The organism is Piscibacillus sp. B03, from assembly GCF_052246295.1.
Lineage (GTDB): Bacteria > Bacillota > Bacilli > Bacillales > Alkalibacillaceae > Piscibacillus.
The window spans coordinates 13,572-32,414 of sequence record NZ_JBQQCO010000019.1; the positions used below are offsets into that span (position 1 = coordinate 13,572).

Annotated in this window: 21 protein-coding genes and 1 riboswitch; of the genes, 16 read left to right on the top strand and 5 right to left on the bottom strand. The window is 39.3% G+C overall.

From position 1 onward, the window contains the following. Window positions 1-276 precede the first annotated feature (276 nt). The 11 genes from ACTWQB_RS12570 to ACTWQB_RS12620 all read left to right on the top strand — a co-directional run bounded on the left by ACTWQB_RS12570 (window position 277) and on the right by ACTWQB_RS12620 (window position 10,208). On the top strand, window positions 277-960 hold the full coding sequence (locus tag ACTWQB_RS12570; RefSeq protein WP_443139540.1) for a CoA transferase subunit A: 684 nt from the start codon (window positions 277-279) through the stop codon (window positions 958-960). Continuing rightward, window positions 950-1,600, top strand: a complete 651-nt coding sequence (locus ACTWQB_RS12575) for a 3-oxoacid CoA-transferase subunit B (protein WP_443139541.1) — start codon at window positions 950-952, stop codon at window positions 1,598-1,600. The genes ACTWQB_RS12570 and ACTWQB_RS12575 overlap by 11 nt, the downstream gene beginning before the upstream one ends. Window positions 1,601-1,614: 14 nt before the next feature. Further along, window positions 1,615-2,460 (top strand): 3-hydroxyacyl-CoA dehydrogenase, encoded by an 846-nt coding sequence (locus ACTWQB_RS12580; protein WP_443139542.1) that lies wholly within the window; start codon window positions 1,615-1,617, stop codon window positions 2,458-2,460. Window positions 2,461-2,472: 12 nt separating this feature from the next. After that, entirely contained in the window at window positions 2,473-3,252 is a 780-nt protein-coding gene (locus ACTWQB_RS12585; protein ID WP_443139543.1) for an enoyl-CoA hydratase/isomerase family protein, read from the top strand. Between the two features lie 14 nt (window positions 3,253-3,266). Continuing rightward, window positions 3,267-4,418 (top strand): acyl-CoA dehydrogenase family protein, encoded by a 1,152-nt coding sequence (locus tag ACTWQB_RS12590; protein WP_443139544.1) that lies wholly within the window; start codon window positions 3,267-3,269, stop codon window positions 4,416-4,418. Next, window positions 4,418-5,620: a thiolase family protein gene (locus ACTWQB_RS12595; RefSeq protein WP_443139545.1), complete on the top strand. Its 1,203-nt coding sequence runs from the start codon at window positions 4,418-4,420 to the stop codon at window positions 5,618-5,620. Before ACTWQB_RS12590 ends, ACTWQB_RS12595 begins: the two co-directional genes overlap by 1 nt. A 57-nt stretch (window positions 5,621-5,677) precedes the next feature. Beyond that, on the top strand, window positions 5,678-6,652 hold the full coding sequence (locus ACTWQB_RS12600; protein WP_443139546.1) for an NAD(P)-dependent oxidoreductase: 975 nt from the start codon (window positions 5,678-5,680) through the stop codon (window positions 6,650-6,652). Window positions 6,653-6,666: 14 nt separating this feature from the next. Then, window positions 6,667-7,068 (top strand): PaaI family thioesterase, encoded by a 402-nt coding sequence (locus ACTWQB_RS12605; protein WP_443139547.1) that lies wholly within the window; start codon window positions 6,667-6,669, stop codon window positions 7,066-7,068. After that, on the top strand, window positions 7,065-8,033 hold the full coding sequence (locus ACTWQB_RS12610; protein ID WP_443139548.1) for an NAD(P)H-dependent flavin oxidoreductase: 969 nt from the start codon (window positions 7,065-7,067) through the stop codon (window positions 8,031-8,033). The genes ACTWQB_RS12605 and ACTWQB_RS12610 overlap by 4 nt, the downstream gene beginning before the upstream one ends. Window positions 8,034-8,178: 145 nt before the next feature. Then, entirely contained in the window at window positions 8,179-9,387 is a 1,209-nt protein-coding gene (locus tag ACTWQB_RS12615) for a hypothetical protein (RefSeq protein WP_443139549.1), read from the top strand. A gap of 62 nt (window positions 9,388-9,449) precedes the next feature. After that, entirely contained in the window at window positions 9,450-10,208 is a 759-nt protein-coding gene (locus ACTWQB_RS12620) for an IclR family transcriptional regulator (RefSeq protein ID WP_443139550.1), read from the top strand. A gap of 73 nt (window positions 10,209-10,281) precedes the next feature. Here ACTWQB_RS12620 and ACTWQB_RS12625 read toward each other — a convergent pair whose 3' ends face one another. The 3 genes from ACTWQB_RS12625 to ACTWQB_RS12635 all read right to left on the bottom strand — a co-directional run bounded on the left by ACTWQB_RS12625 (window position 10,282) and on the right by ACTWQB_RS12635 (window position 13,314). Then, window positions 10,282-10,782 carry a hypothetical protein gene (locus ACTWQB_RS12625; protein ID WP_443139551.1) on the bottom strand — a complete coding sequence of 167 codons (501 nt, stop codon included), beginning with the start codon at window positions 10,780-10,782 and terminating at the stop codon, window positions 10,282-10,284. Between the two features lie 381 nt (window positions 10,783-11,163). Next, window positions 11,164-12,519 carry a hypothetical protein gene (locus ACTWQB_RS12630; RefSeq protein ID WP_443139552.1) on the bottom strand — a complete coding sequence of 452 codons (1,356 nt, stop codon included), beginning with the start codon at window positions 12,517-12,519 and terminating at the stop codon, window positions 11,164-11,166. 66 nt (window positions 12,520-12,585) lie between these two features. Continuing rightward, window positions 12,586-13,314 (bottom strand): Crp/Fnr family transcriptional regulator, encoded by a 729-nt coding sequence (locus tag ACTWQB_RS12635; RefSeq protein ID WP_443139553.1) that lies wholly within the window; start codon window positions 13,312-13,314, stop codon window positions 12,586-12,588. 93 nt (window positions 13,315-13,407) lie between these two features. Next, window positions 13,408-13,495: riboswitch (cyclic di-GMP riboswitch) on the top strand. 1 nt (window position 13,496) lies between these two features. Between ACTWQB_RS12635 and ACTWQB_RS12640 the strand changes: the two genes are divergently transcribed. The 4 genes from ACTWQB_RS12640 to ACTWQB_RS12655 all read left to right on the top strand — a co-directional run bounded on the left by ACTWQB_RS12640 (window position 13,497) and on the right by ACTWQB_RS12655 (window position 16,944). Further along, window positions 13,497-13,646, top strand: coding sequence for an anti-repressor SinI family protein (locus ACTWQB_RS12640; RefSeq protein WP_443139554.1), 150 nt, complete (start codon window positions 13,497-13,499; stop codon window positions 13,644-13,646). 83 nt (window positions 13,647-13,729) lie between these two features. Next, on the top strand, window positions 13,730-14,674 hold the full coding sequence (locus tag ACTWQB_RS12645) for a nucleoside hydrolase (protein WP_443139555.1): 945 nt from the start codon (window positions 13,730-13,732) through the stop codon (window positions 14,672-14,674). A gap of 71 nt (window positions 14,675-14,745) precedes the next feature. Further along, on the top strand, window positions 14,746-15,267 hold the full coding sequence (locus ACTWQB_RS12650) for a hypothetical protein (RefSeq protein WP_443139556.1): 522 nt from the start codon (window positions 14,746-14,748) through the stop codon (window positions 15,265-15,267). Between the two features lie 498 nt (window positions 15,268-15,765). Continuing rightward, window positions 15,766-16,944, top strand: a complete 1,179-nt coding sequence (locus ACTWQB_RS12655) for an MFS transporter (protein ID WP_443139557.1) — start codon at window positions 15,766-15,768, stop codon at window positions 16,942-16,944. Window positions 16,945-17,341: 397 nt separating this feature from the next. Here ACTWQB_RS12655 and ACTWQB_RS12660 read toward each other — a convergent pair whose 3' ends face one another. Both ACTWQB_RS12660 and ACTWQB_RS12665 read right to left on the bottom strand, forming a co-directional pair. Continuing rightward, window positions 17,342-17,602 carry a hypothetical protein gene (locus ACTWQB_RS12660; protein WP_443139558.1) on the bottom strand — a complete coding sequence of 87 codons (261 nt, stop codon included), beginning with the start codon at window positions 17,600-17,602 and terminating at the stop codon, window positions 17,342-17,344. Then, complete coding sequence (locus tag ACTWQB_RS12665) at window positions 17,603-18,256, bottom strand: peroxiredoxin (protein WP_443139559.1); 654 nt, start codon at window positions 18,254-18,256, stop codon at window positions 17,603-17,605. Between the two features lie 318 nt (window positions 18,257-18,574). On the opposite strand from ACTWQB_RS12665, the gene ACTWQB_RS12670 reads away from it, so the two are divergent. Continuing rightward, the gene (locus tag ACTWQB_RS12670) at window positions 18,575-18,826 is read left to right on the top strand and encodes a DUF2188 domain-containing protein (RefSeq protein WP_443139560.1); all 252 of its coding nucleotides are present in this window, start codon (window positions 18,575-18,577) and stop codon (window positions 18,824-18,826) included. The last annotated feature ends 17 nt before the right edge of the window (window positions 18,827-18,843 follow it).

Below are 18,843 nucleotides of genomic sequence, written 5' to 3' on the forward strand. Positions count from 1 at the left end.
CGAGAACATGCCGCACCTCGGCGAAATCTCTGACCACTTCGGTGAGATCCCACACCACTAGCAAAACCCCCTCTCAAGCAGGCGAACCACTTAGTTGAGTAAGTCCACTCCAACCCGTCTCCGCCCAACAATATTAATAAAATAGCACCAATTTTAAAATATTCTGAAAACACATTGATATTTCATTTTCTATTCAATAAACTATAAGTAAGTCATATTTGAAACAGCAATTCCGTATAATGGAATTAATTAAAGTCCTAGGGGGGATTTTTACTTGTGGAGAAGTTGATTGGTGTTTCTGAGGCGATAGGCAACATTCGCAATGGTGACACGTTATTAGTTGGAGGGTTTGGTCTTTCGGGGACTCCGTTAACGTTAATCGATGCGCTAGCGGGTTCCGATAAGAAAGATTTGACAATCGTGAGTAATAATTTGGGTGAGGCTGGGCGTGGGCTCGGTAAGTTACTAGATTCTGGCTGTTTAAAAAAGGCGAAGGGATCCTATTTTACAACGAATCGTGAGGCGGTTCGTGCTTGGTCTGAGGGTCGCCTTGAGATTGAATTGGTACCTCAAGGGACGTTAGCTGAAGCGGTTCGTTGTGGTGGTGCTGGAATCGCTGGCTTTTATACAAAAACTGGTGCAGGGACAAAGATTGCGGAAGGTAAAGAGGAGAAGGTGTTTGATGGTGAAACGTATATCCTTGAACGGGCGATCCGTGGAAATGTTTCGCTAATCAAAGCTTTGAAAGCGGATACATTAGGTAACCTCGTGTACGATCATACCGCACGTAATTTCAACGTGGGCATGGCGACGGCTAGTGATATTGTGATTGCAGAGGTTGATGAGATTGTCGAAGTTGGCGAGATCCCACCTGAACAAGTGGTCACCCCTCATTTATTCGTGGATTATGTCGTCATGAATCGTTACGTAAAAGAAGGTGGTGTTTACGTTGAACGATGAGTTGAGAGTAAAGATTGCTAAGCGTGTAGCGCAAGAGTTGAACGATGGGGACATTGTGAACTTAGGGGTTGGCATTCCAACGTTGATTCCAGATTATTTAGGCGATAAAAAAGTGTTTCTTCACTCAGAAAATGGTCTGCTTGGGATGGGACCGACTCCTTCAGAAGACGAGATGAATATGGATTTAATTAGTGCGAGTAAAAAACCGATTACGATGGAGACTGGAGCATCGTTATTTGATAGTGCGGCATCATTTGTGATGATACGAGGTGGCCATATTGATATGGCGGTGTTAGGAGCGCTTCAAATTGATGAAACCGGTGAGATTGCGAACTGGGCAATACCTGGTAAGACGATCCTTGGTGTTGGTGGCGCGATGGATTTAGTGGCTGGCGCTAAGAAAATTATCATTGCTTCGAGTCATCTGGCAAAGGATGGCAGTCCTAAGTTGGTTAAAGCATTAAAGTTTCCAAGCAGTGGTGCTAGAAAGGTAGATATGTTGGTCACGGAGCATGCGGTTTTTAATTTTGAAAATGGCCAATGTGAATTGGTTGAGGTCATGAGTGATTTAACGATTGACGAATTGCGCGAGATCACAGGCGGACATTTTACAGTGAATAACACTTTATTGAACTATTAAAGGAGGAAATAAATATGCAACAAATCACAGTAGTCGGTGCTGGTGTTATGGGAAAAGGGATTGCTTATTCCAGTGCCATATCAGGATTTAAAGTGTTCTTAAATGATATTAGTGAAGAGGCGTTATCTAAGGCCAAGAGTGATATTGAAAAGTTACTTTCTGGCAGTGCCGAAAGAGGGTTTATCACCCAAGAACAGCATGATTCGGCTGTTCAAAATTTAGTGTACACAACAGACTTAACCGAAGCGGGAAAAGATGCTGATTTAGTGATTGAAGCTGTATTAGAGAAAATGGATTTAAAAATTAAAGTGTTTCAACAATTGGATGAGATTTGTAAAAAGGATGCCGTGTTAGCGACGAATACGTCAACTATGAGCCCGACTGAAATCGCAGCTCAAACGTCACGTCCTGGGCAAGTGGTCGCGATGCACTTCTTTAACCCAGTCCATAAGATGAAGTTAATCGAAGTGATTAAAGGTCTTGAAACTTCAGAAGAGACGGTCGCTTATGTGCGTAAAGTTACTGAACAGTTGAATAAAGAAATGGTGGAAGTGAATGAATTTCCTGGTTTTGTGACATCTCGCATGAATTGTTTAATCGGGAATGAAGCGATGAACATGTTAATGGAAGGTGTTGCGAGTGCTGAGGATATCGATAAGGCGATGAAGCTAGGTCTGAACCATCCGATGGGGCCTTTAGAGTTGGCAGATCTAGTTGGGCTAGATACGAGACTTAGAAATATGGAATATTTACATGCAACATTAGGCGAGAAATACCGCCCATCACCGTTGTTAGTAAAATACGTCAAAGCCGGTCGTCATGGACGTAAATCTGGTAGCGGTTTCTATGATTATTCTTAAAGGGGTGATTCGTTGAGTACTTACCAAAACGTCGATGTTCATAAAGAAGAAGGTATTTTTTGGCTGACTTTAAATCGCCCAGATGTTCGAAATGCATTAGACCAAACGATGCTTACGGAGATTGGTCAGGCCTTAAATGAAGCGGAGTCAGACTCGGATGTTAAAGTGATTATTTTTAAAGGTGCAGGTGGCAGGTCATTTGCGGCGGGTGCTGATATCAAGCAATTAAGTGAGCGTGAACCGTTAGAAGCATTAGTGCCTGGTATGCAAGGGCTGTATAAGAAAATAGAGGAATGCTCTAAAGCAACGATTGCGGTTGTCGAAGGCTATGCACTTGGCGGAGGTTGCGAGTTAGCATTGGCATGTGACATCAGAGTTGCGACAGAAAATGCCAAGTTAGGCTTACCTGAGTTAAATCTAGGAATTATTCCTGGAGCTGGCGGTACTCAACGTTTGTCTCGAATCGTTGGTAAAGGTCATGCGTTAGATATGATTTTAACCGGAAAAATTGTTAAAGGTGAAGAGGCAAATCGAATCGGGCTCGTTCAATATTATGTTGTAGAGGAAGAGCTTGACGAGCAGATTGATAACATCACCAAGAATATCCTCAAGAAAGGCCCTGTTGCGATCAAGCTTGCTAAACAGGCAGTTCATCACGGGTATGATTTATCGAGTGATGCGGCGATGTGGATCGAGAAACTATCACAAGCTGTCGTCTTTGGTACAGAAGATAAGCAAGAGGGCACGAGTGCATTTTTAGAGAAACGAGAACCAGAATTCAAAAATAGATAAGGGAGTTGTCGTCATTGGATTTTAATTTATCAGAAGACATAGAATTTCTTAGATCAAACGTGCGTAAATTCGTTAGGGATGAAGTGGAACCATTAGCGATGAAAATTGAAGAAGATAACGAAATTCCTAAAGAAATCGTTGAAGCATCTAAGGAAATGGGGCTTTTCAGTCTTAGTATTCCAGAAGAATACGGTGGCTTGGGGCTTGATATGGTTGGTAAGTGTGCCATCTATGAAGAGCTTGGTAAAACTCATAATGGTTACACGACATTGATCGGGGCTCACACAGGCATTGGTTCAGTAGGTATTGTAGAGCTTGGCACGGAAGAACAGAAACAAAAGTACTTACCTAAAATGGCAACTGGAGAATATATTGGTGCATTTGCTTTAACGGAACCTAGTGCAGGGTCGAACGCGGCAAACTTGAAAACAACGGCTGTTAAAAAAGGTGATAAATATATTTTAAATGGTTCTAAGCATTACATTACCAATGCTGTGGATGGGCAAGTGTTTACGGTTATGGCTGTCACTGATCCAGAAAAAGGCGCAAAAGGGATCACATCTTTTATCGTCGAAAAAGACTTTCCTGGATTTAAGCTTGGAGCTGTTGAAGAGAAAATGGGTCTTCGTGGCTCACACTCGGCGGAGTTATTTTTCGAAGACATGGAAGTACCTGAAGAAAATGTGTTAGGTGAAGTGAATCGTGGTTACGTGAACGCTCTTAAGATTCTAGCAAATGGTCGTGCAGGATTAGCTGCTAGAAACCTAGGTTCTTGTGAAAAATTACTAGAACACTGTCTAGAGTATGCAAATGAACGCACACAGTTCGGTAAGCCGATTATTGAGATTCAGGCGGTACAGCATATGTTATCTGAAATGACGATGATGATTGAAACGTTGCGCTCATTAACTTACCGAGTGGCTTGGATGACAGATCAGGGCAAGCGTGTTGTGAAAGAAGCAGCAATCGCAAAATTATATGGATCTGAAGTTTATAACAAAGTAGCTGATTTAGCCGTACAAATCCATGGTGGTATTGGTTACATGAAAGATTATCCGATTGAGCGTTATTTCAGAGATGCTCGTATTACAAAAATCTATGAAGGTACATCAGAGATTCAGAGAAACATTATTGCTGGCGAATTAATTCGTGAAACACGAAAATAATGGAGGTGGCGAACGTGCAAGAAGCTTATATTATTGATTCCGTCCGTACAGCAGTTGGCAGAATGGGTGGTGCCCTTAAAAATGTTGAAGTAGATTATTTAGCTGAGAAAGTCATCCGCGAAGCACTAAAGCGTACGAATCCCGACATTGATGTTGATGAAGTAATACTTGGTCAGGCCAAGCAAAGTGCTGACACATCGAACTTGGGACGTCTAGCTGCATTACGTGCGGGTCTACCTGAAACTGTAACAGGATATACGGTACATCGTCAGTGTGGCTCTGGTTTGCAGGCGATTAATAATGCGGATATGCAAATCAAACTTGGCCTTTCTGATGTGATTGTAGCTGGTGGGGCTGAGAGCATGAGTACGGCTCCATACTATATTCGTAATGCGCGTTATGGTTATAAGGCAGGAAATGGCATGATTTTAGATCCGAATACCGAGAGCCAGCCATGTTCACAGCCACGTGAAAAATACGGTGACTTAACGATGGGTTACACAGCGGAAAATTTAGCAGAACAGTATAACATTTCACGTGAAGAACAAGATGAATTTGCTCATCGTAGTCAAGTTTTAGCTGATGAGGCAATTAAATCGGGACGTTTTGAAAAAGAAATTGTACCTTATGAAGTTAAAGAACGAAAGCAGACGGTCGAATTTAAGGTGGATGAACATCCGAGGTTAACGTCGGTTGAGAAACTTAGCACGTTACCAGCTGTCTTTAAAGAAGGTGGATCAGTCACGCCGGGTAATGCGTCAGGTCGTAATGACGGGGCTGCCGCAGTCGTAATGATGAACGGGGACAAAGTGAAAGAGTATGGGTTAAAGCCTAAGGCCAAAATCATTGCACAAGCTGTAAGTGGTGTTGGCCCTGAGGTTATGGGAATCGGTCCTGTTCAATCGACTCAAAAGGCTCTTAAGCAATGTGGGTTATCAATTGATGACATCGGATTGATTGAGTTAAATGAAGCTTTTGCAGCTCAAGCTTTATCAGTTATTAGAGAAGCTAACATGGATTTAGAAAAAGTAAATGTCAATGGAGGAGCCATCGCTCTTGGACACCCAATTGGTGCAACAGGTGCCATCTTAATGACAAAGCTTTTACATGAAATGGAGCGCCGCGGTGAGAAATATGGCCTTGTGACATTGTGTATCGGTGGCGGTCAAGGCATCTCTACGATTGTTGAATATTTAGATTAAGATAAAAGCCAGTAATCATACATTACTGGCTTTTCTTAAAAGGTAGGAGGAATTGATATGCAAGATCAACCTCAAGTTGTACAGATTTTACCGATGTACCACCCGAAAGGTGAAGAAGTTCTCAAAGATTTGGCTGGTGTCAAAAAGTTTAATGATTTTGACGAGGCAACCATTATTAACTATCTAGAAAATAACCATGTTGACGGTATTATTCTACGTGCTCCTGCTAAGATTACGCCTGCTATTATAGACGCTGGTAAACATTTAAAGGCTATATCAGGAGCAGGAATTGGCGTAGATAATATTGATGTTGACCACGCCACTAATAAAGGTATTAAAGTATTACATGCACCTAAGATCAACAGTCAAGCAACCGCAGAACATACAGTCGGTCTCATCATGGCCGTCATGAAAAACATTGTACCTTTCCATGAAGAAATGAAAAAAGGAAATTTTGGTTATCGAGATGGCCGATTCACTTTTGAATTAAAAGGCAAAACTCTAGGTTTGGTTGGCTTTGGCTCTATTGCACAAAAAGTTGCATCCATTATGGCAAGAGCATTCGATATGAACGTCATGGTTTACGTTAGAAGAATGACAGAAGAGAGGGAGGAGATTCAAAAAGAACTAGGCTATCAATTTACTATGGATGTAAATGAGGTTTTTGAAAAGTCGGATGTGATAAGTGTCCACATCCCATTAAATCAAAACACTCAACAGTTTATAAATATTAAACATTTTGAGCTAATGAAACCTAATGCCGTATTTATTAATACAGCAAGAGGTGGTGTTATTAACCAAGACGATCTCACTCAAGTTTTACGAGACAAAAGAATTTTAGGTGCAGGGGTTGATGTCTATGACCCAGAACCACCCATTAGCAATCATCCATACTATGAACTCGATAATATAGTAATGACACCACATATTGGTGGTATTAGTGAAGAAGCAGCGAGAGAAACAACTGAAACAATAACGAGGAATTTAATTAAAGCTATTAAAGGTGAACAGGTTGAAACAATCGTTAATTAAAGAAGGTGAATAGGATGAATGTTGATCATAAAGAAGCATTTGAGAAAAGTCCTTTTTGGAATTTCGTAGGTTTAGAGCTACATGAAGCAAATACAGGGAACGTAAAGCTGAAGTTACCTATTAAAGAAGAGTTTACAAATGTTAGAAACACCGTCCATGGTGGTATTCTTGTATCAATGGTAGACACAACGATGGGTTTTACATGTAAATCACTCGACTACGATGAAGTGGTGACTCTTCAACTAAATACGAATTTTATTAAATCGGTATCGAGTGGAGCATTGTATTCGGAAGGTAGAATTATCTCACGAACCAAATCAACTGCCATTGTAGAAGGTCAAATTTTCGATGAAGAAGGTGACCTCGTGTTACATGCGAATGGTTCATTTAAATTAATTAGGAAAGATTCTGTATGATTCAGACAAGAGTTACTGAATTATTAGGCATTCAGCATCCTATTATTCAAGGAGGACTACAAGGTCTAGGGACATCTGAACTTGTTTCACGAGTGTCTGAAGCGGGTGGTCTTGGCTTGATTACAGCAGGAAGTTATGAATCAAAAGAAGAAATGCTAGCAGACATCAATCGAGTTCGCGCTGTTACCGAACGTCCATTTGGCGTTAACATCGCAATCGGGATCCGTAAACCAATGGATGAATTTGTAGAAGGCGTGGTTGAAGCAAATGTTCCAATCGTCTTCACATCTGGCAACAATCCTGAGCCTTACATGAATAAGCTTAAGGATAATGGTACGATTGTCGTCCATGTTGTTCCAAATTTAAAGTTTGCTAGAAAGGCTGAGGCATTAGGATGTGATGCGGTTGTTGTTAATGGATATGAGGGCGGGGGACACCCAGGTACAGAAGACACAACAAGTCTCATTTTAGTACAAGAAGTAGCCTCCAAGATTTCCATACCGGTCATTGCGGCTGGAGGGTTTGCAACTGGTAAGTCTATTTTAGCTGCTCTATCATTGGGAGCTGAAGGAGTTCAGATGGGGACTCGCTTTTTATTATCTAAAGAAATTATCTTGCATCAAACAATTAAAAGAAAGTTAGCCGAACTAGATATAGATGACACAACCATTGTCAAAAAATCGATTGGTAAGCCAAATCGTGTGTGGAAAAGTGATCATGCGCAAGAGTTGGTTCGCTTAGAAACGAAAGGTGCTTGCTTTGAAGATATTTTCCCTTACATAAGTGGAGAGTCTTATAAAGAACTAATCTATAAAGGTCATATAACTAAAGGGGTTATGTCTTTAGGCCAAACGGTAGGTTTAGTTAGTGAGATTCAGTCGGTTGAAGAAATATTTAACCAATTACTAGATGAGTATAAAATAAGCTTGGAGAAAGTTAATCAGTTTAGTTACAAGTTGAGTTAATGAATTCATTTAATGGAAGCCGGGATTTTTTGTGGTCTATTTTATTTTTGTTTTCTTCATGTGTTTATATTATATTTTTCAAAGTTTTGTAGATCATCCGTTAATAACATATGGATACATGCTTATATGTTTATTAGTTTTTATAATGGCTTTCAATAAATTGAGGGTTAAAACAAAGGTATTTACTGGATCATTATTTTTATCGGGTGTCATTATACATTTTCTATACGGAAACACAGGGATCTATATATTAGATGGGATTACACAGAATTTAGCTCTGTTATCAATCATTCTATTAGCTCCTCTTATTTCAATTCCGTTGAAGCAAGAAGGTGTTATAAGAAGTATAGTATCAGATTTGAAGGATATGAAAGATGACTTGAAGCGGACTTATTATGGTGTATTTCTATTTGTATTTATGTTGTCACCAATATTAAATATGGGTTCATTGCGTATCGTTCATAGTTTTATCTCTGAATTAAATGTACCGCCCAAAATACTGTCTAACGCATACTATAACGGATTTACACCTGCCGTGTTATGGTCACCATTCTTTGCCTCGGTAGGAATTGTATTATATACTGCAGACTTATCCTTTAAAGCTTATCTTCCTATAGGTCTATTGTTTTCGTTTGTTCAGATTGGTATAGCTTTGTGGATTTTAAGAGATGTGACAATAACCGATATAAACAAAAGTGAAAATAAGCATAACTACCAAGTGTTACTTTCTTTTATTTTATATGTGTTATTTATTCTTATTACACTAGTTGTACTAGAAAGTTTAACAGGTTGGTCGATGTTATTATTAGTGAGTATTTTATGTCTAGCGATTCCAATGGCTTATCAAGTCTTTCGATTTAATCTACAATCTATTAAGACTGAAATTATGGCTTACATAGAACAAATAAAGCACCATTCAGGTATGGAAGTCGCATTATTTTTGAGTGCAGGTTTATTTGGGAACGCATTGCTACACACGCCAGTAGTTGCTGGTTTAAGAACGATCATCTTATGGTCATCTGAAATATCGATTTTTTTACTATTTTTATTGATTATTTTATTTGTTACGTTATTGGCTATGTTTGGTATTCATCAAATTGTTAGCGTTCCAATTGTTTTAACGATTATAGTTACATCAAATGTAGACGTTAGCGTGTTTGCGGCGGCTTTTATGTGTATATTTACATGGATGTTATCTGCTAGTATAAGCCCTTTAAATGCCTTAAATATTATTATTAGTTCTTGCGTTCGAACTAATGGGATTAAGGTAGCGTATAAGTGGAACGGTCAATATTTTGTCTTATTGACATGTGCAGCTATGATTTACGTTTATATCATTAATATCATGACTTAAAGCATTTCTGTAAGTGGATTATAATGGTAATATAGAGTTTAGAATATTAAGGAGTATTAATAATGAGTAAAAGTTTAGTCAAAGCGATTAATTTACTAGATTGTTTTAAAAATCAATCATCCTTGACCTTATCTGATTTAACAGATATCTCAGGGTTACCTAAGACAACTGTATTTAGACTTATATCTTCATTAGAGGAAACGGGATTAATCATTAAAGATCGGAATTCTCAACATGAAGTGTCATATCGTTTAGGGTTAAGGTTATTACAATACGGTAATATGGTGAAAGAAGGTTTAACATATAATAAAATAGCTCTTCCATATATGGAAGAATTAAATGAACAACTTGATGAATTAGTTCATTTAACAATTGAAGAAGGCGATCAAGCTGTTTATGTTGAAACAATGGGGAGTAAGAAACCTGTTCGTCTAGTCGTGAAAGTAGGGCAACGAGCGCCATTATATGCTGGGTCCGCTCCTAAGGTTTTATTGGCATATAAGAGTGAAAAAGAGATTGAACATTATTTAGATCATATCGAAATTAAAAAGCTAGCTCTTAATACCATTACTGAAAAAGATGATATTAAGAAAGACTTAAAAATTATTAGAGAACGAGGTTATTCGGTTTCCCGTTCCGAGCATTTCAAAGATACGGTCGGATTCTCTGCGCCTATTTTTGATTACAATGGAAATGTAGTTGCAGCACTGGGAGTTAGCACGCCTATGCGTGAATTAACTGAGCAAGACGAGGAAGAGATTTTAAAGAGTGTGATTGAGAATAGTGAAAAAATATCTAAGGAGCTTGGGTATCAAGGATAAAAAGAGGACAGGTAAGACACTGCTTAAAAGGAATTTCACACAAAAAAGCCAACGAGTTTTTACCCCGTTGGTTTCAGTTAAGGGTTGTTATGTTGGAGGAAGTAGATAATACTTGTCCTATTTTATTATCTAAGTGTCGATCAAGTGACAGATATGGAAGAGAGGTTTCGAAGTCATTAGAGTGGTAGAATAGCTTGACTAACTCACTATGTTCATTGAACGTTAATAGCAGGTAGAGATCTTTCTTGAGGTTTCGGTAATAATGCTGTTGCTTATCACTCATCCACGATTCGCAAAAATAGTCGTACAAGTAATAGTCATGCCTGATCTTAATCACACCAAGCCCTGCGCTAAATGCATTGGAAACATGAACAGGGTGTTCTTGTATTTTAAAAAGGTAGTTGTTTATACTGAATTCATTTATGACTGGGTAGAGTGCGCGATAAGGTTTGCCAGTTTGATTTAAATGGCCTTCTAATATATTGTAATTGATTTTGATAAAATCAGTGTGCGGGATATTAGTATATTCATAGATCGGCACAAACACAGACCCAGTATCTACCATGTAACTCACATTGGTATAATCAACATTTTCTTTGAGTCTGTAGGCTGGCTTAAAGCTTTTTAGTGTGTTCATTTATTCCACACCTCTTTCGGGGAAATTTGTTGCTCTAAAGCACCCACTCTGCAATAATTGTCGATTTTTTTGTTTTTAAGTATTTTATCACAATAATATATACAAGTAAACAATATATTTTGAAAAATCTGATAATTAATGTTTTTTAACTTTTAAAACATCAAACCAGATTTGAGCGACACATGAGGCGATTACACGATCACAACAGTGTGTTTAAACGACACACGAGGAAATATTGCGATCATTTAAGTGAATTTAAACGACATTCGGGTGAAGGTGTTAAATGAAAAACCGTTCATGGCGACGTGAACGGTTTCCTTATACAATATAATACATCCCTACCATCAATAGATAGAAGACGCCATATAACATGAGTGCATATTGCCAGTTCATTTTCATCCCAACGTGGACGGAGTTTGTGTTAGTCAAGTTTCCGACCATTAAGTTCGTTGCCGATAGTGGCGAGACAAGAATCGTAATCATCCAACCTGATAGTAATCCGATACTTAGTAATAGATGATCACCTGCGAACAATGGGCTTGAGCTTAGCGTGATTGCAAGTGCCGTGTTCGTGATGATAGGGTGAACGCCTATAAATGATAGTAGGTTTACGACTAATGCCAACACTGGTAACAAGATTAACAAATGATTGATGCCGCTTACTTCAATTAAATAAATAATCCACTCGCTTGCCCCAGCATCGAGAATCGCAACGCCAAACACACCAGCTGCGATAAACAACGACAATTCGTTACCCATTTTCGGAAGCCTGCCTTGTGTGTAATCGAGTAATTCTTTTCCGAACGCTTTAGGTGATTGGTAAAACAATGACCAAACCGTTGATACGACAATCGCCATGATTGGAATAATCGTTAAAACCGATAAGTCAACAAAATGTTCAATGGTCATTGTAATGACAGTCATTCCGATGATAATCATCAACAATTCGATTAATTTGCGCTTAGCTTTTCCAATCGGAACTTCGCCTTCATTTTCTACAATTTTAATCGGCTCGCTAATTTTTCCCATTGTGAAGAGTCCAAGAATGAATCCTGCCAATGCAAAAACAAATCCATAAGGGAAGAGCTGCGCCCAGGTCACGTCAAAGTAAGATAAGATAAGTGCGATCGAAATAAAGTAAGGCGACCATAAGAAGCATAAGGAAAATCCTCTAACGAGTGCTCGGATTCGCGTATCACGATAGTCGATGAAGGAGGACGTTTCCGTTAAGTGATACATAATCGGGATGGTCCCGAGATTCATGACAGAGCCAATACTTAATAGGGTTATTTTTAAGTATGTATAGAGCTGCCTTGATGTTTTAATGTAGTAATTAAACACCGTGTTCATATAGTTTAAGTATTGGCCTGTCCGAATTGGAAGCGAGATTAATGGAACAAAGATAAAAATCGCCAGTAAGCCAACATTCTCTCGCATCCCATGGAAGAGCGTAATCAATCCATCACCATTTAAAAGCATCAGAAAGCTTGAAATGAGTAGTGTGCCGATTAAAATCATGGGTGTTTTTCCTAAATAAGGGATATAGGAAATGACGGTAATCGTGGCGAATAGACTGACGAGTATTGGTAAAAGTTCAGAATCTAAGAATTGCGATGTTAAGTAGGTTAAACCCATGAGTAATGCTGCAACGGGTCTAATGATGATCCACTTCATGTTGATACTCCCTTTTAGTTCAAGTTAGTTAATATTATAGGTGTTTTAGTAGCTCTTGTCATGGCGTTAACTCGGGTCCATATATAAGGCTTGAATATAAGGTGGGTTTGGATCGTGTTCGACTAAGGAGTGATGGACATCGATTTGTTTTCGTTTAGGAAATTTCACAAGACCTTCTTCAGCGAGTTCATTTAAAACGGTGGAGACTGACTCTCTGCTTGCTCCAATCATGTTGGCTAATTCTTGTTGGGTGATGGGTAATGTAATGGTGTAATACTCTTCATCTTGAGATGGCTTGTTGTATCGGTTGTGTAGAGACTGAAGAAGATGAATCACTTTATCTCGACAGTTGTCTAAAGCCATCATTTTAAGGCGTTGTTCACGTTCTTGGAGGCGTTCGCTTAGTGTTTCTAATGCTTTTTGAAATAAAGCTGGGTACTTGCTGGCTAGGGACATGAAGCTTTGTTCATCGATGGAACAAAAGTGGGTTGGTTCGATTGCCTCGACATAAGCGTCATCGCAGTTAAGGGAAATAGACTTCATTTTTCCAAAAGTACTGCCGGGACCTAAAATACTATACGTAAACTGTTTTCCCTCATCGTTCATTGTATAAATTCTCACGGAGCCTTCTTTGATGAAACATAACTCTTGTTGTGTGGCGTCAGGTGTTCTAATGATATCATTTCTTTTGAAATGAGTGTGTTTAATACACTTAACCACATCTTGACTTGCAGGAGGTGTAACCTGGTCCAAAAAACCGATTTTCGATAGATACCACATCTCGTCGTATTTCATCAAAGTTCCTCCTAAAAATTTTTTATAAATGTTAAGTATCTAACAGAATTATATAATATTTTAGAATAGTATTAAAGATAAGTTATATGGGTTTATTAGAAAAGGCAAACTACTTGAAAGGGTGGGACGCAAAGCTAGTGGTCTAAGGGTGTGGGGAACCTATGATGGCACGGCTGCCTCTTATGAAGTGGGGAGGAAAACGAACGGTGACGCTTTCAGAAAAAAGTGAAGTTGTTTTGTTGGATCGAGAATGGGTTGAGCTTATAAGAGAGGCAAAGAAGTTAGGGTTAAGCGTTAAGGAAATTGAGACTTTTATAAAAGATAAAAGTTAATATTTTCCTGTATATTCTTAACAACATTTTAGATGGCCTTCAATAAAATGGAGTAAAATCTATTTTATATTGGAGGTTTTTTTGTGGCGAAAATTCCAGTCATTATTGATACGGATCCTGGCATTGATGATTTCATGATGCTTATTGTTGGATTGGCACATGAAAAAATCGATGTTCGTTTAATTACAACAGCTGCTGGCAACCAAGAACAGGATAAAACTTATGAAAATGCCTTAAGGATGGTTAGTTATCTAGGAAAAGATGTGGAAGTTGCTCGTGGCTTGGATCGGCCGATTTTTAAGGAGTTAGAAACTGCGCCAGATTTTCATGGTGAGACGGGGACTGGGAAAGTGCTTTTTCCTGATCCTGTCATCGAAGGAAGTCAACGACCAGCCATTTCAGCCATGTATGATGTTATTATGACTTCTGACGAACCGATTACGATTGTGACGAGTGGACCTTTGACCAATGTCGGAATGCTTCTAAATGCTCATCCTGAGGTAAAATTTAATATAAAGAAAATCTCGATTATGGGTGGAGCGGCAATGGGAGGGAATGTCATTCCGACAGCGGAGTTTAATATTTATGCCGACCCTGACGCTGCAGAATTGGTGTTTCGCTCAGGTGTACCAGTCGTCATGAGTGGGCTTGATGCCACAAGGGAAGCTTACTTACTAGAGTCAGAGATTGAAGCGATTCGTGAAATTGGTACGGATTTAGCGGAAAAAGTGTATAAGATGTTGAAGTTTTATCAAGAAGCGGCAGAAGGATCACCATTTAATGTACCTTACTTTGAAGATGTGGTGAGGCTTCATGATGCGTGTGCCATTGCTTATGTGATTGACCCTAGTTTGTTTAGAGGAAATTTTTATTATGTCACGGTTGAGAGGGCGTCACCATTAACAGCTGGGACCACATTTGTGGATTATTTAAACACATTAGATATGCAGCCAAATGCATATGTGTTATATGATGTGAATCGCGATGAGTTAGTTAATTTGTTTTTCGATGCGCTTCACCAATACTAGGTTGCACAGTGAGTGAATCTCTAGTATAATGCCCAATTGTGTGTTTGAGTTTTAAAAGAAAGGGGCATTCGATGAGTTTCCCAAGATTATTAGAGTTGGAGTCTGAGAAAACTCAAGAAGAACGTCAAGATGAACTTGAGAATATGGAGTTTCAAGTCTTTCGAATGCGTGAAAATATGAAAGAAATCTCAAAGAAATATGAAATCGTCGGCATTGATCAAACGAAACAAGACCATTGGGTGATTGTGTTTAAAGATGCGGATGATGAACAGGCACAGCTTATGGTAAATGATTGCGAAGGGCCGTTTAAAGGACATTGGGATTCTTGCATGCAACTAGAATTTAAAGATGAACGTACAGTTCATATTAATGATATAAAAGGGCCTGAAGATCGAGGCTATGGTTCAATTTTAATGAACCATTTAAAAGATTTAGTAAAAGAATTTAATTATCAATATATTACAGGTGATTTGGTCGAACGTGATTGGGATCATTTGAACCGTTTGACGCACTTTTATGAAAAGCATAATTTTGATGTTGAGGTAGATTACGACCATCAAAAAGGCGAAATTATTTGGTATGGTGATTTATAATGGAGTAGTTCAGTTTTAAACTGGACTGCTTTTTATTATAGGTTGTCATGTTCGTATCGTTATAGAAATTTTTTGGACTGTAAGTAATTTGAGTGCGATGAGCGAAGGTGGCGACTCCAGGTCGGCTAAAAGCGGCCACGTCCTGCACCTGCGATTACTCGGCGCAAACTTAGTCAATGAAGTAGTGCAAGTAGCATTTGTGGCCAACGCCGACACTAAAACGTCCAGTTCGTCGCGGGAATAGCACGAGCTGAGGGGCCACAGGATGTGGGTCAGTTCGGCGTTGCAACACGGATGTTGCGAACTTAGCCGAACATCAATAATACCCGAACGAGTTGTACGAGTTCGGAGAAGTTGAAGTCGTGCCCACGGAAAGCGTCCACCGAAAGCGAATCACAGCAACAATCAAAAAAACGGCCGATAATCTCGCGACTGGAAGGAAATTTTAATCATTTGATAAAATAATACAATACATATAACACCGAAAGAAGGGTAACCATGGAGGAGACAGCCTATTCATTTAGGGACAGGCGTTTTTGGCAGTTGTCACTTGGGTTAATGCTGGCATCTGTGTTTGTGTTTTCGAATTTATATATTGTTCAGCCAATCTTGCCTATTTTGGCTAAAGAGTTTGATGTTTCGGCTACGGAATCGAGTTTGCTATTTTCGGTAGCATCTTTTTCATTAATGATTAGTTTACTAGCGTTTGGATTTATATCTGATCGAATTGGACGTTTAGGTATTTTAAAATGGACGATGCTGTTATCAGTCGTGCCGCTCTTCATCATGCCCATGGTGGATTCGTTTTATGCGTTGGTGTTTCTAAGGTTATTGGTTGGCATTTTTGCCGCAGGATTACCGGCTGTAGCGGTTGCTTACATCTCAGAAGAGGTGTCACCTGGCAGCCGTGCACTAGCTGTGACGATTTATATTGCAAGTAATGCTTTAGGTGGTATGGCCGGACGAGTTTTTGGAGGCTTTTGGGCAGAGACATTTACGTGGCAATCGAGCTTTTATGTGTTAGGGATTTTTGGAGTGATTATTTCCTTACTATGTGTGTTTGTTTTACCAAAGTCACAGTACTTTATTAGTTCATCGAAGCCTTACTCAGAAGACCTTAAAGGCATGTTTATACATTTGAAAAATCCGAAGCTTATTTATGCATTCGTCTTCGGCATGATGATTCAGGTCAGTTTTTCAGGTGTATGGGTTTACTTGCCGTTCTATTTAGAAGGGGATCCATTTTTCTTATCCATTCAAGTCATTTCGTTACTTTTTTTAACGTACTCAATGGGGGTCGTTGGCTCGCCAATTGCAGGAAAGCTTGCGGATTTATATGGTACCGTCAAAATCTTGTTCTCTGGGCTGATCATTATGGTGCTTGGCGTGTTGATCACAGTCATTCCAAATGTCATTGTGATTGTCTTTGGGTTAGCCGTCATGTGTTTAGGTTTTTTCACAGCCCACTCATTGACATCTTCATGGGTTGGAGCAGCAGCTCAACACCACAAAAGTGGCGCAACCAGCATTTATTTGTTTAGCTATTATATTGGTGTAACCATTGGCGGTACAGGGGTCGGAGTGATTTGGACTTCCATGGGCTGGACTGGCGTCATTTTGGTTTCGGCTATTTTGCCGTTAATGTCAGGTTGGTTTTTTTATAGAAAAATTCAATAAAAAGGGAAGAGGCTGGGACAAAAGAAAAGTAGCTTAACAAAAAACGAATATTGAGTTTTATTAGCGTAGTCAAAATGCGCAGACTCCTGGTCGGCTAAAAACGGCCACGTCCTGCGCCTGCGATTACTCGGCGCAAACTTAAGCAAAGATGTAGTACAAAAAGCATTTGTGGCCAACGCCGACACTAGACCGTCCAGGTCGTCGCAGAACAGCACGAGCTGAGGGGCCACAGGATGTGGGTCAGTTCGGCGTTGCAACATGGATGTTGCGTATTTAGCCGAACATCCTTAAACTCCGAACGAAAGTGAGTTTGGGGAAGTTGAAGCCGTGCCTGCGGAAAGCGAAGCATTTTGACGCAGCTAAAAATTGAAGACGAATATTAGGAGTCAAGTTACTCCTAATATTCGTCTTCTCTAAGGATAAGATATCTTTTGTCCCAGCCTCTTCCTTTTTCTGTTAAAAAATATTGATTTTGTTGTTCTTCAATGAAGTTTGCTTCCTCGAGTTCACGTAAGGCACTTTTTACTTTGAAAACAGGAAGCTTAACACCTAACCGTATGTCTTGAAAGGTGTGGTCATGTTCAATAACTGATAAAAATAACTCGAGTTGAGATGGTGCTAAAGACGTTTCGTTTTTACCGCATGGCATTGCGTTCACCTATAATTTTTTCTTAGCTAAATACCAGTCAATCACTTCGACGCTGTCATCGTTTGCGCGTTCTTCTGCTTGTTGTTGTGAAGCTGGTGGTGGAACTAAAACATCATCACCTGGCGTCCAGTTGGCTGGTGTTGATACTTGGTGCTTAACATTTGTTTGTAACGCTTCGACAAGTCGAACGATTTCTGCCATGTTACGACCTGTTGTTAACGGATAATAAATAATCGCTTTGATGACTTGCTTGTCGTCAATTACAAAAACTGCACGACTTGCTTCAGTACCACTATCATTTGGATGAATCATACCGTATTTCGTTGCCACGTCTTTACTTAAGTCCGCGATCACTGGAAATTCAATTTTTGTGTTGAAGTTTTCTTCAATATTACGAACCCATGCAATGTGCGATTGATTGCTATCCACACTTAAGCCTAATAGTTCCGTGTTTAATTCTCTTAGTTTCGGGTAAATTTCTTGAAAAGCCACAAATTCTGTTGTGCAAACTGGTGTGAAATCAGCTGGGTGTGAGAATAGTACTAACCACGACCCTTTATAATCTTCTAATTTCACCGGGCCATGTGTCGTAGTCGCTTCAAAATTTGGTGCCGGATCCCCAATACGAGGTAAGCTTACTGGTTGCTGTTGTTCTTCTGACATAAACGAATTCCTCCTTAACTTATAATTCCTATAAGTTTAGTATGATTTATTATATTCTTATCATAACAAAAGTGAACCAACATTCCAAAATGATTTGCATTAATTTTTGGAAAACTCTTTATGTTGAGGTGTAATGTCTCATAAATTTAGTTGCGATGTCCTATAAATGTCTCAAAATACCCTAAAACGACAACGCAATGCCTTGTTTCTGCAAAATTCGATTCCGAAAAATCAAAGCTAATGTCCAAAAAAAACATAAAAATTCCTCTTTTCAACCATATTATGAAAAGGATTAATAGAAGTAGAAGGAGGTTTAACATGTCTAAAGAGAAGAGCCAATATGGCGGTGGCCGTCCCGTTATGAAGGAAAATGGAGTGATTGTCCGTCGTAAAGGTGATGATTGGATTGTTCACATGGTGAATCAAGAAGATGACTATGAAACGTTTGATACAGAGAGACAAGCGTTAAAACGTGCTGATGAAATCTCAGATGAATACGAGTCGTATGTACAAGTTCGAGATGAAGAAGGGGACGTAGATGAGAATTATAATTATGACGATGTACAGTAAAAGAGCAGTGGACAAAG